Genomic DNA, 12,456 nt, shown 5'->3' with positions numbered 1-12,456 from the left:
AAAACCGATGCAACATAGAAGGAGGAGCGGAAATGAAAAAAGGGTTATTTGCCCTCATCTTAATTCCGTTTCTTCTTTTTTACGCCTTTCCAGTTGGGGCAGTTGAAAAAGAAGAACGAAAATGGCAGGATGAAACAATTTATTTTTTAATGGTTGATCGATTTAATAATGGTGATTCTTCCAATGACTTAGACATTAATGTACAAGACCCTTTAAGCTATCATGGTGGGGATTTCCAAGGTATTATTGACCAGCTTGATTATCTAAAGGATATGGGCTTTACAGCTATTTGGATGACACCTATATTCGACAATGCAGAAAAAGGCTATCATGGATATTGGATTGAAGACTTTTATCAGACTGACGAACATTTTGGAAGTATCGAAACCTTTAAGAAACTAGTGAAGGAAGCTCATAAGCGCGATATAAAAATTATATTAGATTTCGTTGCAAACCATGTAGCCCCTTCACATCCTTGGGTTACAGAGCAATCGAGGGAAGCTTGGTTCCATGAAAATAAAGGAATTGTTAATTGGGAAAATCAACAAGAGCTTGAAAATGGCTGGATTTACGGATTGCCAGATTTAGCCCAAGAAAATCAAGAAGTAGAAAAATACTTACTGGATGCTGCCGCATGGTGGATTACAGAAACGGATATAGACGGTTATAGGCTTGATACTGTAAAGCATGTGCCGGTTTCCTTCTGGGAAAAATTTTCCGAAAAAGTGAAAGAAACAAAAGATGATTTCTATTTACTCGGTGAAGTTTGGTCAAATGATCCTAACTATATTGCCCAGTATGATCAAGCTGGACTTGATGGATTTGTGGATTATCCACTACAGGAACACTTAAGAACCGCTTTTGCAAAGCCTGATCAAACATTGAATTGGTTGTTCTCCAATTGGGAACGAAACAAAAAAATCTATGAGGAACCCTATTTAATGGGGACTTTTTTAGATAATCATGACACCGTTCGTTTTACACAGGATATTGTTCAAAATAGACAAAATCCAGGTACACGATGGAAGCTTGCATTAACCTATCTTTATACGACACCAGGTATTCCTATTGTTTACTATGGTAGTGAAATTGCCTTAAATGGAGGAAAAGATCCTGATAATCGTAGGCAAATGAGCTTCCAAACAGATAAGGAATTGATTGATTACATAACAAAAATTGGTGAATTACGAAGGACACTTCCATCTTTAACTAGAGGTACAATGGAATTACTATATGAAGAAAAAGGTATGGCCGTCTATAAACGTGTTTACGAGGATGAGGTCGCAGTAATTGCAGTAAATAATACTTCAGGGACTCAGCATGTTACTTTAACCTCAAAGGAGCTCGAAGCGGGAAAAGAGCTAAGGGGACTTCTAGCAAATGATTTAGTTCCTAGTAAAGACGGTAAGTATAAAATAGTTATTGACCGAGAAGAAGCGGAAATTTATGTCCTAGCGGAAAAATCAGGGATAAATGTCTCTTATTTTATTATGATGGGAATTGTTTACGGACTCTTTTTCCTTTTCATATTCCTAGTTTGGAAGAAATCAAGAAAGAAGCGCACCTAATTTTTTTAGATGTATATAGAGGAGGTGTAAAAAATGGCCATTACAATTAAAGATGTAGCACGACTCGCCAATGTTGCGCCCTCAACAGTTTCTCGAGTTATCGCTAATAGTCCGAGAATTAGTGAAAAAACGAAAGAAAAAGTCAGGGAGGCAATGGAGGAGTTAGGATACCACCCGAATTTTATCGCCAGAAGCCTTGCTAGTCAAAGTACTCAAGCCATCGGTCTTGTGATGCCGAGTTCGACTGATAAAGTATTTCAAAATCCATTTTTCCCTACCGTCCTTCGAGGAATAAGTGAAGGTGCAAATGAGAAGCAATACGCTTTGCATATGACAACCGGAAAGACGGAGGATGAAATCTTTGATGGTGTTGTTCAAATGGTTCAAGGTGGAAGGGTCGATGGTGTAGTCTTACTTTATTCAAAAGTAGAAGACAAGGTATTAACCTATCTCCAAAAACGTGAATTTCCATTTGTAGTAATTGGCAAGCCATTCAAGCACGTTGAGGAAATCACCCATGTGGATAATGATAATTTCCGAGCAACAAAGGAAGTAACCGAGTATTTAATCAATCTGGGTCATGAAGCAATAGCATTTATAGGTGGAGATTTAAATTTAGTTGTGACAGTGGAACGATTGCTCGGTTATGAAAAAGCACTCCGAGATTTTAATTTACCATTAAAACAGGAATATATTATTCATGAAGAATTTTTACGTGAAGGTGGTCAAGGTGCTGTTAAAGAATTATTGTCTTTAGAGCAGCCACCAACTGCACTTGTTGTTGCCGATGATTTAATGGCTTTAGGTGTTCTGAATACGCTAGATGAAATGGGAGTTTCCGTTCCAGATGATATTTCAATTGTGAGCTTTAATAATGTAATGTTATCCGAAATGTCTAGACCACCACTGACTTCCGTTGATATCGGGATATTTGATTTGGGATTTGAAGCTGCAAAAAGTCTCATTCAAAAGGTGGAAAATCCGAAAGAACCAGTAAAGAGAATCATTATTCAGCATCAATTAATAAAACGATTGTCCTGTGAAGTGCCATGTCAAAATAAAAACTATTAAAGTTAAAGAAGCAGTGAATGATTCACTGCTTCTTTTTGTCGATTTTAAGAAAAATGGTAGAATGGCTTATCCATTAACGATTTTGCCGCCGTTGACATGTAACATTTGCCCAGTTATGTAAGTGGAATCATCACTAGCAAGGAAAACATAGCTTGGTGCTAATTCATGTGGTTGACCTGCTCGACCCATTGGAGTTGTGCTTCCAAATGTTGCTACTTGATCGGTCGTAAAAGTTGAAGGAATTAAAGGGGTCCAAATCGGTCCTGGTGCCACTCCATTAACCCTAATTCCCTGCTTTACGAGTGAAGCTGACAATGATCGAGTAAAGGTGACAACCGCGCCTTTCGTAGCAGAATAATCCAATAGTTGATCATGTCCAGCATAAGCAGTAATCGACGAGGTATTAATGATTGATGCTCCGTTTTGTAAGTGTGGTAGAGCTGCTTTAGTCATATAAAAAATTGAAAAAATATTCGTCCTGAAAGTCCGCTCAAGCTGTTCAGATGTTATATTCAATAGGCTCTTTTGTGGGTGTTGCTCAGCTGCATTATTAACTAAAATATCAAGCTTCTTAAACTCAGAAATGACCTTGTGGACATTACCGATGCAAACGGATTCCATTCCAATATCCCCAGGTAAGAGCAAACATTTTCTACCCTCTGCTTCCACCAGATTTTTTGTCGTTTCTGCATCTTGATGTTCATTAAGGTAGGAAATAGCAACATCAGCACCTTCTTTTGCGTAATAAATAGCTACTGATCTCCCAATACCACTGTCTCCGCCTGTAATAAGTGCCACTTTATTTAATAATTTGCCACTACCCTGATACCCGGGGTCAACCGATTTGGGAATAGGATTCATTTCACTTTCAATGCCTGGCTGCTGGTTTTGATGTTGAGGTGGAAATGTTTGTTTTTGGTTATTGTTTGTTGATTGACTCATGAGTTACCTCCTTTAGAATATCTAATATAGCTATTCCACTTTTGGGCAAATCAATCCGTGAAAAAACAAAAAAGGAGCGAAATAGTTCGCCCCATAAACATTAACGATAGTTTACAAACTGTACTTCAACTGTTAAATCAGCTGCTCTTACCGCTGAAATAATTTGTTGAAGATCATCACGACTTTTGGCTGTAACACGAATTTGATCTTCTTGAATCTGGCTCTTTACTTTTAATCCGCTATTCTTAATGATTGTGTTAATTTTTTTCGCGTTATCTTTATCAATCCCTTGAACTAGCTTCGCACGTTGGCGAACAGTTCCACCAGAAGCACCTTCTAATTTACCATAATCTAAATTCCTTACTGGAACTCCTCTTTTAATCAATTTACTCATGAGGACATCCTTTAATTGATCAAGCTTGTATTCATCGTCTGATAGTAATACTAGCTCTTCCTTATCGAGTGAAACTTCACTCTTACTTCCTTTAAAATCATAACGTGTTTTAATTTCTTTCATCGCTGAAGTAACCGCATTTGTGACTTCGGAAAAGTCAACTTTAGACACAATATCAAATGAACTCTCTTTAGACATAATGTAACCTCCGAAAAAAACAATTTTTAATTATGTCTTTATTATAGTAAAATAAAGCAGTTCAAACAACTTTAGGTAATAGAGTTAATATATAGATGAAATAATGATTAATAAGGAGGAATTTAATTTGTCATATATTTTAGAGTCGCTTGGTGCGATTGTCACATTAACAGTAGCGAGAACAACAGAGTTTGGCTATTTTTTATCGGATGGAGAAGAGGATGTTCTTTTACACAAAAACGAAGCGGATAAAGAATATGAGTTAGATGAAGAGGTTGAAGTCTTTATTTATAATGATTCAAGTGGAAGAATGGCAGCAACCACAAAGATGCCACATATTACTGAAGGTGAATATGGCTGGGTAAAGGTTGTAGATATGAATCCTGATCTAGGTGTCTTTTTAGACATTGGCATTTCAAAAGATCTTTTGCTAGGAAAAGATGATTTACCTGTTGTAAGAGATGTTTGGCCACAGGCAGGGGATATGGTTTATTCTACGTTAAGAGTGAATCGTAATGGTCGATTATATGCAAAAATAGCCTCTGAACAAATTATATCTGAAATCTCTATACAGGCTACAGAAAAAGAATTAAATAAAAATATACAAGGCTTTGTGTATCGAACAGCAAAGGTTGGTACATGGATGATCACCGCAGAGGGCTATAGAGGGTTTATACACGAGAGTCAGCGCAAGGAAGAGCCAAGGTTAGGGCAAAGGATAGAAGGCCGTATCGTCGATGTGAAGGACGATGGAACCGTTAATATTTCTCTTCTCCCAAGAAAACATGAAGCACAGGGATCTGATGCAGATGTCATAATGGAGTACTTAATTTCACGAAATGGTGCGATGCCTTATTGGGACAAGAGTATGCCGGAAGATATTGAGGATCGGTTCAAAATGAGCAAAGGGGCATTTAAACGAGCTCTTGGAAAGTTAATGAAGGATGGAAAAGTGTATCAAGATAAGGGTTGGACCTATTTGAAACAAGAAGAAGAGCAAGCATAGGAGCTTGCTCTTCTTGCTTTTATTTATGATCAGTTTTCTTAGAATATTGATTTTTACCTGCTTGTCGATTTTTTTCACGCATCATGTTTTTTTCATGTCTAAGGGCATTGTTATCTTTTGCTTTTTTATCATTATCAGTTGTATGAGGCATTAGAAAAAACTCCTTTCAATAGAAAAGTGAATGTACGTTTCTATTGTCTGTAGAATGAGAAAGGAGTATGTAAGAATTATTTTTTTGGAATTTCGTTTAAGAAAAATAACGCAATGGCACCAGGACCAGTGTGGGCACCAACACAAGAGCCGATGGAAGTAATCACAACATCTTGTGGATTCAATTCTTGCTCTATTAAAGCCTTTAATTCTAAGGCAGTTTCTTCTGTTACGGCATGGCTAATTCCTATTGTTTGTAGGGAAATGGATTGTCCTCGTTCTTTCATAACTTCAACCATTCTTCGCAAAAGCTTCTTTTTGCCTCTCAATTTTTCAATAGGCACAAGCTTTCCATTTTCGACATGAAGCAATGGTTTAATATTTAATAAGCCACCCAAAAACGCTGAGGCTTTTGAAACTCTGCCACCCTTTGCTAGATAATCTAAATCATCAACCGAAAATAAATGCTCCATATGAGAGGTGTAAAACTCTATAGTGGATAGGATTTCGTCTTTTGAATGATGATCAGCTGCAAGAATTGCCGCCTCTCTTACAACGAGGCCGTACCCTAAAGAAGCACATTTTGAATCAATAATTGTTAGCTGAAAATCAGGGTAGTTTTCTTTTACTTGATCTAGAATCATGACGGCGGTTTGATAAGTTCCAGATAACTCTGATGAAAAGGCAATATAAATGGCTTCTTGTTTTTGTTTTGCTAATTCGGTAAAAACACTTTCAAACTTAGTGGGTGATACTTGGGATGTTTTAGGAAATTGCCCACCACGTATTGCCTCATAAACCGTATCTGATTGAATTGTTACAATATCTTCAAATTCTTGTTCTCCAAGTAGAACTTTAAGCGGGAGTAATTCTACTTTGTACTCCTCGAAAAAACTAAGTGGTAAATCACATGCGCTGTCTGCTAATATTTTTACTGCCATAAGGTCACCTTCTATCCCCATTTTCTTTATATGAATAGTGTATAGGTTTCGACAAATAAAAACAATTACAAAGCAATATGGATATACGGTGAATTTGGGCACAAACTTATAATAGAGGAGGTAGAGTCAATGTTATGGTCTCAAACTCAGAAATTCATTATTGTTTTAATCGGAGCTTTATTAAATGCCATTGCAATGAACTTTTTTTTAATTCCTGCAGATGTATATGCCAGTGGCTTTGCTGGTATTTCCCAACTCGTATCTAGAATTACAATCGAATTCACCCCATTTTCAATATCCACGGGTACATTGCTTTTATTATTAAATATCCCTGTAGCGATATTGGGATGGAGAAAGATTGGAAAGTCATTTACACTTTATAGCTTTATAAGTGTAGTACTAATGTCTTTATTTCTTGAAGTTTTACCAATAAAACAAGTATCCGAAGATTTGTTATTAAATTCCGTTTTTGGTGGTGTCATTGCTGCATTAGGAGTAGGAATCACCTTAAAATGGGGAGCTTCAACAGGAGGTCTCGATATAATAGCGATGATTTTATCGAGAATGAAAGATAAGCCTGTTGGTACATATTTCTTCCTAATGAATGCCATTATTATTTTAACAGCCGGTTTTTTATTTGGTTGGGAAAAAGCTCTATATACACTTGTCACTCTTTATGCTTCTACTAGGGTTATCGATGCCATCCACACAAGGCATGTTAAATTAACTGCGATGATTATCACGAAAAAAGCAGAAGACCTCAAAAAAGCCATACATTCGAAGCTTGTTAGAGGAATTACAACTGTTCCGGCCAAGGGAGGCTTCACGAATGAAGACAAGGATCTTTTACTAATCGTCATAACTCGTTATGAATTATATGATTTAGAGAGGATTATTAAAGAGGTAGATCCCAATGCATTTACAAATATTGTCCAAACAACTGGGATTTTTGGTTTCTTCCGCAAAGACTGAAATGTTAGGAGAAGGTGCTATGAAGAAATTAATCGTATTAATAAGTTTTCTAATTTGTTGTGTATTACCCTTAGGAGTACTAGCCGAGAAACAACCGACAAAATCTGACGGGATGAGCTTCCAGTTTTTCATTAACCCCATTGCTAGTCCTGACGAAGCTCATATTGAACTATTTTTAACAAATGAAGGAGATAAAACGCTTGAATTTGAAGCACCTACTTCCCAATGGTATGATTTCACGCTTACGGATAAAAAAGATAAAATTGTTTATGAATATTCCAAAGGGAGATTTTTTCTCCAAGCCATTCAACGACTCGTTTTAAAACCTGATGAAACAAAAATCTGGATTGAAAATGTAGTTCTACCATCTGGACAAAGTCTAAAACCTGGTGAATACAAAGTAAATGCACAATTTAAGGCAACAACTCTTAATGGTGAAAGTATCAAGGGCTACCATACCTTAACAGATGAGGCTGTAATGGTTGTACCACCTGAGAACCCTATTATTAGAAACGTTAAGGTAAATATAGAGGAGGGGAGTATGTTAGTAAGTGGGAAGGCTAGACCCACTACAGGAAAACTGTATTATGTTGTCGAGGATGGACATCAAGAATGGGTAACTGAAACAAAAATTAAGCTTGATTCAGTTCATCCAGATTGGGGAGATTTCTCTTTTAAATTGAATTTACCAGAGGATAACAATATCGATTCTTTACCATTTATCCTGTACATTTACGAAAAGGATGTCAAAGGAAATATTATTCATCCTTATCCGAAACTTTTGAACTAATAGTTACCGAAAAAATTCAATAAGCGAAAAAGCCGTAACGACTAGGGGCTAATAGTTACCGAAAATAGTCGAGAAGCGAGAAAACGGTAACGATTAAGGGACTTCTTGTTACCGGAAATACTTGAAATGAAAAAGCTGGTCCGAAAATTTCGGACCAGCTTCTTTCAGCATAACCTCTCTACTCTAACTGATCAAGTTCACTTTGCATTTGGCTAAGCTGTGCTTGTTCAGCAACTGTCGAGTTGGCATATGCTGAGCTTAACGCGTTTTTTGCTCTTAAAATGGCAGTTTGCTTTTCACTTGACTGTGCTGATTGAGCTAATTCAACAGCGGTTCTGGCCTCTTGAAACAATCTGTTTCCCATGTTAAATTCCTCCGAGCGAAGAATTTTTCACGTTAGCCATCTTCTGTGCTTCAGCTTCAGCGTAAGTCGTGTGATATGGGATGCGTTCAGCGTGCTTAGATACTGCGTCTACTCCTTGCTGTACAAAGCGCTTGGACTTATTGCGTTTACCCATTCGTAATCCCTCCAATGATAAGAGCATACTATAAAACGAAACAGCACCTGGGCCGCTTCGTTTTTAGTATGCTCCAAATGGAGTGATTCAATGCTGTTCGAAAAAAGAGATATCAATGCTTAAATGGCTTTCAAGTTTAACAATTCATTCAAATAAATTGCCACTCCATCTTCTTCATTAGTAAGTGTAACTTCATTGGCAATATTTTTTATTGAATCAATTCCATTCCCCATGGCAATTCCATGGCCAGCATACTCTAACATTTCCAAATCATTATCTTCATCACCAAAAGCGATGATTCTTTCAGCTGGAATTTGGAAATAGTCAGAAACCTTTTGAATTCCAACCGCTTTATTAAGTCCTATTCTCACAATTTCAATAACATGCCATGGTGCTGCCCAACTTCGATGGTCAATGACTTCAGCATGAACATCGGATAGATGTTTACGGATGGTAGCTACATGATGTTCTTCAGCATGAATAAGCATGCTAGTAGGAGCTTGCTTTAAAAAATTTCTTAAATCTCCAGTTGTAATCGAGGGATTTCCGAATCCAAAAATGTCTAAAAGTTTTTCATCATGATAATGCAAGTAAACTTCGTCGATCACTTCTGCAATGATATTATGCAGCTGGAATTCTTGGCAAGCCTCAACAATATCCAAAGCCACTTTAATATCAAGTGGAGAATGGTAGGTGCCCCAATTATGATTTAATGGATGATGAACAAAGGCACCATTAAAATTAACGATTGGTGTGGTTAATTCTAATTCGCGATAATACATTTCGCTTGAACGAAATGGGCGACCAGTCGCAATCATAACCTCATGTCCATGTTCCTTTGCTTTTTCAATCACTTTTTTCGTTAAAGGTGAAATCGTTTTATCATCTTTTAACAATGTTCCATCAAGATCTAGTGCGATTAAATGTCTATCAGTCATAAATACTCCTTCTTATCGTATGAAATAAATAACCCATAAGTTTAAACTTTGGGAAAAGCTTTATCTCCATGATATAGTGGAAATGAAATTATATTAACTATGTTAACAGTTTTTTATCAAAAGTGTAAAAAAATTCACTTCAATAGGCATAAATTAACGATATACTGAGGATGTTTAGGAGGTTTCTGTAGTGATTTTGGTGGAGAAATTAAATATTAATGGAATTCCTTCATTACATATTGTTGACAAAGAAATAGCATCAAAGCAACTACCGTTCGTTATTTTTGTCCATGGGTTTACAAGTGCTAAGGAGCATAACCTTCATTATGCCTATTTATTAGCGGAAAAAGGAATCAGAGTCGTTTTACCAGAAGCTCTTTTCCACGGAGAAAGGCAAGAGGGGCTTCATCACAAGGAATTATCATTTCGTTTTTGGGAAATTGTCCTAACCACTATTGAGGAATTAAATGGTGTTAAGGAATTTTTTGAAGCAAAAAAATGGATTGATATAGACAAGATTGGACTTGCTGGCACATCAATGGGTGGAATAATTACCTTTGGTGCACTGACTAAGTACAACTGGATCCATTCTGCGGTCAGTTTAATGGGATCTCCTTATTATCAATCTTTTGCTCGCATGCAAATCCAGGAAATGAAAAAACGTGGAATCCATTTACCTATTTCAGATGTAGAACAAAATAAATTAATAGAGCAACTTAAGCATTACGATTTATCCCTTCAACCCGAAAAATTAGGTAAGAGACCATTGTTACTATGGCATGGTAAATTTGATCAAGTTGTACCATTTGAATATTCAAGTCAGTTTTACGATACAATTAAAAATAAGGAATATAAGGTAGAATTTTTAGCAGATGAGAAGGCTGGTCATCAAGTGAGCAGAGAAGGGCTATTAAGAACAATTGATTGGTTTGAAACTCACTTGAAACTACAGGTAATCACTTCTAAATAAATGAAATCATTGGAGGTTTTATAAATGGACGAGCAATTAAAAGAAAATATTATGGGTGCTCTAGAATTAGTTATTGATCCGGAGCTTGGGGTTGATATTGTAAATCTTGGTTTAGTGTATGATGTGGAAATGGACGATAATGGATTGACGAAAGTAACAATGACCTTAACTTCTATGGGTTGTCCATTAGCAGGTACGATTGTTGATCAAGTGAAAAGAGCTTTAGCGGATATCCCAGAAGTTAATGAAGTAGATGTTAGTATTGTCTTTAACCCACCATGGACAAAAGATCGTATGTCAAGATATGCAAAAATTGCACTAGGAATCCGGGGCTAATCATGAAAAATAAAGTGATTTTAGTTAGTTCAGACAAACTAGGTGTAGGAGATGCACAGTTAGGTGAATCTGTGTTGGAGACCTTTTTTACCCTCTTAAAGCAAAGGGAGGAACTTCCTCATGCCATTTTCTGTATGAACCGTGGTGTATTTACATTAACTGATGAATCATTTGTGTCCGTACATCTTAAGGAATTAGCGGACAAGGGAGTTCACATCTTTGCTTGTAAAACATGTGTCGACCACTATGAGCTTGAAGATAAGCTATCAGTAGGCACAATAAGCTCAATGGGTCACTTTATAGAATTAGCATCACAATTCGAGGTTTTAACAATTTCATAAGGTAAATGGACTGCTTACATTTTATATGTGGGCAGTTTTTTGTTTAGTGATGCCTCATAGGTTTTCACACAATTGACATTGTTTACTCTGGAAATAACCCCAATCTGTGAGATAGTTCACTTTTTAACTTGAACAGCTGATTTATAATGGACCTATAAAAGGCCTTTGCCTTTAAATAGGAGGCGCTTATCAATGTTTAGTAGAGATTTTAACAAAGATCCATTTATCGTTATTTGGGAATTAACTAGAGCCTGCCAATTAAAATGTCTTCATTGTCGGGCAGAAGCTCAATATAAACGTGACCCTAGAGAGCTTTCCTTAGACGAAGGAAAGAAATTAATTGATCAAATACATGAATTAAATAATCCTATGCTTGTATTTACAGGTGGGGACCCATTAATGCGTGAGGATGTTTTTGATATTGCAAAGTATGCAATTGATAAAGGCGTGCGTGTTTCCATGACACCAAGTGCGACACCAAACGTGACAAAAGAAGCGATTGAAAAAGCGAAAGAAATAGGGCTTGCTCGTTGGGCATTTAGTTTAGATGGCCATACTGCTGAAATTCATGATCATTTCCGTGGTACGCCTGGTTCATTCGATTTAACAATGGAAAGAATAAAATATTTACATGAAGTGGGTCTACCAATCCAAATCAATACAGTTATCTCTCGTTATAATTATGAATATTTAGATGAAATGGCGAAGTTAATTGAGGAATTAGATTGTGTACTTTGGAGTGTCTTTTTCTTAGTTCCAACAGGTCGTGGCCAAGAAAAAGATATGATTTCACCAGTTGAGCATGAAAAAGTATTTCGTTGGTTATATGATTTAAGTAAACGTGTTAAGTTTGATATTAAAACAACAGCTGCTCAACATTACCGTCGAGTAGTTATCCAACAAAAAACACGAGAAGCTAAAGAGCGTACTGAGGAAATTCAATATCTAGATGCATTAACGCAACAGGGCTTAACTGGTTCTATTGATGGATTAGGCCGTGCTCCTAAAGGAGTCAACGACGGAAATGGCTTCGTCTTTATCTCACACGTTGGGGATGTATATCCTAGTGGATTATTACCTGTTAAAGCTGGAAATGTTCGTGAACAGTCCTTAGGAGAAATATATCGCGAATCACCAATTTTCCAAGCTCTAAGAAATCCTGACATGTATAAAGGTAAATGCGGTCAATGTGAATTCAGATATGTTTGTGGGGGATCTCGTTCCCGTGCATACGCGATGACTGGGGATTATTTAGAAAGCGAACCGTTCTGTGTTTATATCCCGAAATCCATGCGTGAAAAACAACAAGTATAATGAAAAA

General features: G+C 36.8%; 16 protein-coding genes. 9 read left to right on the top strand and 7 right to left on the bottom strand.

Annotated elements, in window-relative coordinates:
- Positions 1-32: 32 nt before the first annotated feature.
- Both LRP83_RS14765 and LRP83_RS14760 read left to right on the top strand, forming a co-directional pair.
- A complete protein-coding gene (locus LRP83_RS14765) occupies positions 33-1,568 on the top strand; it encodes an alpha-amylase family glycosyl hydrolase (protein ID WP_230497448.1) in 1,536 nt (511 codons plus the stop codon).
- Between the two features lie 33 nt (positions 1,569-1,601).
- The gene (locus tag LRP83_RS14760) at positions 1,602-2,639 is read left to right on the top strand and encodes a LacI family DNA-binding transcriptional regulator (protein WP_230497447.1); all 1,038 of its coding nucleotides are present in this window, start codon (positions 1,602-1,604) and stop codon (positions 2,637-2,639) included.
- A 66-nt stretch (positions 2,640-2,705) separates the two neighbouring features.
- Here the strand turns inward: LRP83_RS14760 and LRP83_RS14755 are convergent, their stop codons facing one another.
- The gene (locus LRP83_RS14755) at positions 2,706-3,581 is read right to left on the bottom strand and encodes an SDR family oxidoreductase (RefSeq protein WP_230497446.1); all 876 of its coding nucleotides are present in this window, start codon (positions 3,579-3,581) and stop codon (positions 2,706-2,708) included.
- 100 nt (positions 3,582-3,681) lie between these two features.
- Positions 3,682-4,173: a YajQ family cyclic di-GMP-binding protein gene (locus LRP83_RS14750; RefSeq protein WP_230497445.1), complete on the bottom strand. Its 492-nt coding sequence runs from the start codon at positions 4,171-4,173 to the stop codon at positions 3,682-3,684.
- 127 nt (positions 4,174-4,300) lie between these two features.
- On the opposite strand from LRP83_RS14750, the gene LRP83_RS14745 reads away from it, so the two are divergent.
- Complete coding sequence (locus tag LRP83_RS14745; RefSeq protein WP_435531361.1) at positions 4,301-5,179, top strand: CvfB family protein; 879 nt, start codon at positions 4,301-4,303, stop codon at positions 5,177-5,179.
- Between the two features lie 19 nt (positions 5,180-5,198).
- On the opposite strand, the gene LRP83_RS14740 is transcribed toward LRP83_RS14745, so the two are convergent.
- Together LRP83_RS14740 and LRP83_RS14735 are read right to left on the bottom strand one after the other, a co-directional pair.
- Positions 5,199-5,330: a DUF3941 domain-containing protein gene (locus LRP83_RS14740; RefSeq protein ID WP_230497444.1), complete on the bottom strand. Its 132-nt coding sequence runs from the start codon at positions 5,328-5,330 to the stop codon at positions 5,199-5,201.
- Between the two features lie 76 nt (positions 5,331-5,406).
- Positions 5,407-6,270, bottom strand: a complete 864-nt coding sequence (locus LRP83_RS14735; protein ID WP_230497443.1) for a DegV family protein — start codon at positions 6,268-6,270, stop codon at positions 5,407-5,409.
- Between the two features lie 129 nt (positions 6,271-6,399).
- On the opposite strand from LRP83_RS14735, the gene LRP83_RS14730 reads away from it, so the two are divergent.
- Both LRP83_RS14730 and LRP83_RS14725 read left to right on the top strand, forming a co-directional pair.
- Positions 6,400-7,242 carry a YitT family protein gene (locus LRP83_RS14730; protein ID WP_230497442.1) on the top strand — a complete coding sequence of 281 codons (843 nt, stop codon included), beginning with the start codon at positions 6,400-6,402 and terminating at the stop codon, positions 7,240-7,242.
- A gap of 19 nt (positions 7,243-7,261) precedes the next feature.
- Positions 7,262-8,032, top strand: coding sequence for a BsuPI-related putative proteinase inhibitor (locus tag LRP83_RS14725; protein ID WP_230497441.1), 771 nt, complete (start codon positions 7,262-7,264; stop codon positions 8,030-8,032).
- Positions 8,033-8,210: 178 nt separating this feature from the next.
- On the opposite strand, the gene LRP83_RS14720 is transcribed toward LRP83_RS14725, so the two are convergent.
- From LRP83_RS14720 to LRP83_RS14710, 3 genes are all read right to left on the bottom strand, one after another.
- Complete coding sequence (locus LRP83_RS14720) at positions 8,211-8,396, bottom strand: DUF3813 domain-containing protein (RefSeq protein WP_230497440.1); 186 nt, start codon at positions 8,394-8,396, stop codon at positions 8,211-8,213.
- A gap of 1 nt (position 8,397) precedes the next feature.
- Positions 8,398-8,550 carry a hypothetical protein gene (locus LRP83_RS14715; RefSeq protein WP_230497439.1) on the bottom strand — a complete coding sequence of 51 codons (153 nt, stop codon included), beginning with the start codon at positions 8,548-8,550 and terminating at the stop codon, positions 8,398-8,400.
- Positions 8,551-8,669: 119 nt separating this feature from the next.
- Positions 8,670-9,488 carry a Cof-type HAD-IIB family hydrolase gene (locus LRP83_RS14710; protein WP_230497438.1) on the bottom strand — a complete coding sequence of 273 codons (819 nt, stop codon included), beginning with the start codon at positions 9,486-9,488 and terminating at the stop codon, positions 8,670-8,672.
- A 190-nt stretch (positions 9,489-9,678) separates the two neighbouring features.
- On the opposite strand from LRP83_RS14710, the gene LRP83_RS14705 reads away from it, so the two are divergent.
- The 4 genes from LRP83_RS14705 to LRP83_RS14690 all read left to right on the top strand — a co-directional run bounded on the left by LRP83_RS14705 (position 9,679) and on the right by LRP83_RS14690 (position 12,449).
- Positions 9,679-10,458, top strand: a complete 780-nt coding sequence (locus tag LRP83_RS14705) for a prolyl oligopeptidase family serine peptidase (RefSeq protein WP_230497437.1) — start codon at positions 9,679-9,681, stop codon at positions 10,456-10,458.
- 24 nt (positions 10,459-10,482) lie between these two features.
- A complete protein-coding gene (locus LRP83_RS14700) occupies positions 10,483-10,794 on the top strand; it encodes a metal-sulfur cluster assembly factor (RefSeq protein ID WP_230497436.1) in 312 nt (103 codons plus the stop codon).
- 2 nt (positions 10,795-10,796) lie between these two features.
- Positions 10,797-11,135: a DsrE family protein gene (locus tag LRP83_RS14695; protein ID WP_230497435.1), complete on the top strand. Its 339-nt coding sequence runs from the start codon at positions 10,797-10,799 to the stop codon at positions 11,133-11,135.
- 192 nt (positions 11,136-11,327) lie between these two features.
- Entirely contained in the window at positions 11,328-12,449 is a 1,122-nt protein-coding gene (locus LRP83_RS14690; protein WP_230497434.1) for a TIGR04053 family radical SAM/SPASM domain-containing protein, read from the top strand.
- Positions 12,450-12,456: the final 7 nt, after the last annotated feature.

The sequence above is a fragment of the Pseudoneobacillus rhizosphaerae genome (assembly GCF_917563885.1).
Lineage (GTDB): Bacteria > Bacillota > Bacilli > Bacillales > Cytobacillaceae > Pseudoneobacillus > Pseudoneobacillus rhizosphaerae.
The sequence above is the reverse complement of the archived record's forward strand: the minus strand, read 5'-3'. Positions and strand labels throughout refer to the sequence as shown.

Coding starts and splice junctions, on each gene's coding strand:
- LRP83_RS14740 (WP_230497444.1), bottom strand. CDS start 5,330: ATGCCTCATACAACTGATAATGATAAAAAAGCAAAAGATAACAATGCC.
- LRP83_RS14695 (WP_230497435.1), top strand. CDS start 10,797: ATGAAAAATAAAGTGATTTTAGTTAGTTCAGACAAACTAGGTGTAGGA.
- LRP83_RS14690 (WP_230497434.1), top strand. CDS start 11,328: ATGTTTAGTAGAGATTTTAACAAAGATCCATTTATCGTTATTTGGGAA.
- LRP83_RS14765 (WP_230497448.1), top strand. CDS start 33: ATGAAAAAAGGGTTATTTGCCCTCATCTTAATTCCGTTTCTTCTTTTT.
- LRP83_RS14730 (WP_230497442.1), top strand. CDS start 6,400: ATGTTATGGTCTCAAACTCAGAAATTCATTATTGTTTTAATCGGAGCT.
- LRP83_RS14725 (WP_230497441.1), top strand. CDS start 7,262: ATGAAGAAATTAATCGTATTAATAAGTTTTCTAATTTGTTGTGTATTA.
- LRP83_RS14760 (WP_230497447.1), top strand. CDS start 1,602: ATGGCCATTACAATTAAAGATGTAGCACGACTCGCCAATGTTGCGCCC.
- LRP83_RS14755 (WP_230497446.1), bottom strand. CDS start 3,581: ATGAGTCAATCAACAAACAATAACCAAAAACAAACATTTCCACCTCAA.
- LRP83_RS14735 (WP_230497443.1), bottom strand. CDS start 6,270: ATGGCAGTAAAAATATTAGCAGACAGCGCATGTGATTTACCACTTAGT.
- LRP83_RS14700 (WP_230497436.1), top strand. CDS start 10,483: ATGGACGAGCAATTAAAAGAAAATATTATGGGTGCTCTAGAATTAGTT.
- LRP83_RS14715 (WP_230497439.1), bottom strand. CDS start 8,550: ATGGGTAAACGCAATAAGTCCAAGCGCTTTGTACAGCAAGGAGTAGAC.
- LRP83_RS14750 (WP_230497445.1), bottom strand. CDS start 4,173: ATGTCTAAAGAGAGTTCATTTGATATTGTGTCTAAAGTTGACTTTTCC.
- LRP83_RS14710 (WP_230497438.1), bottom strand. CDS start 9,488: ATGACTGATAGACATTTAATCGCACTAGATCTTGATGGAACATTGTTA.
- LRP83_RS14720 (WP_230497440.1), bottom strand. CDS start 8,396: ATGGGAAACAGATTGTTTCAAGAGGCCAGAACCGCTGTTGAATTAGCT.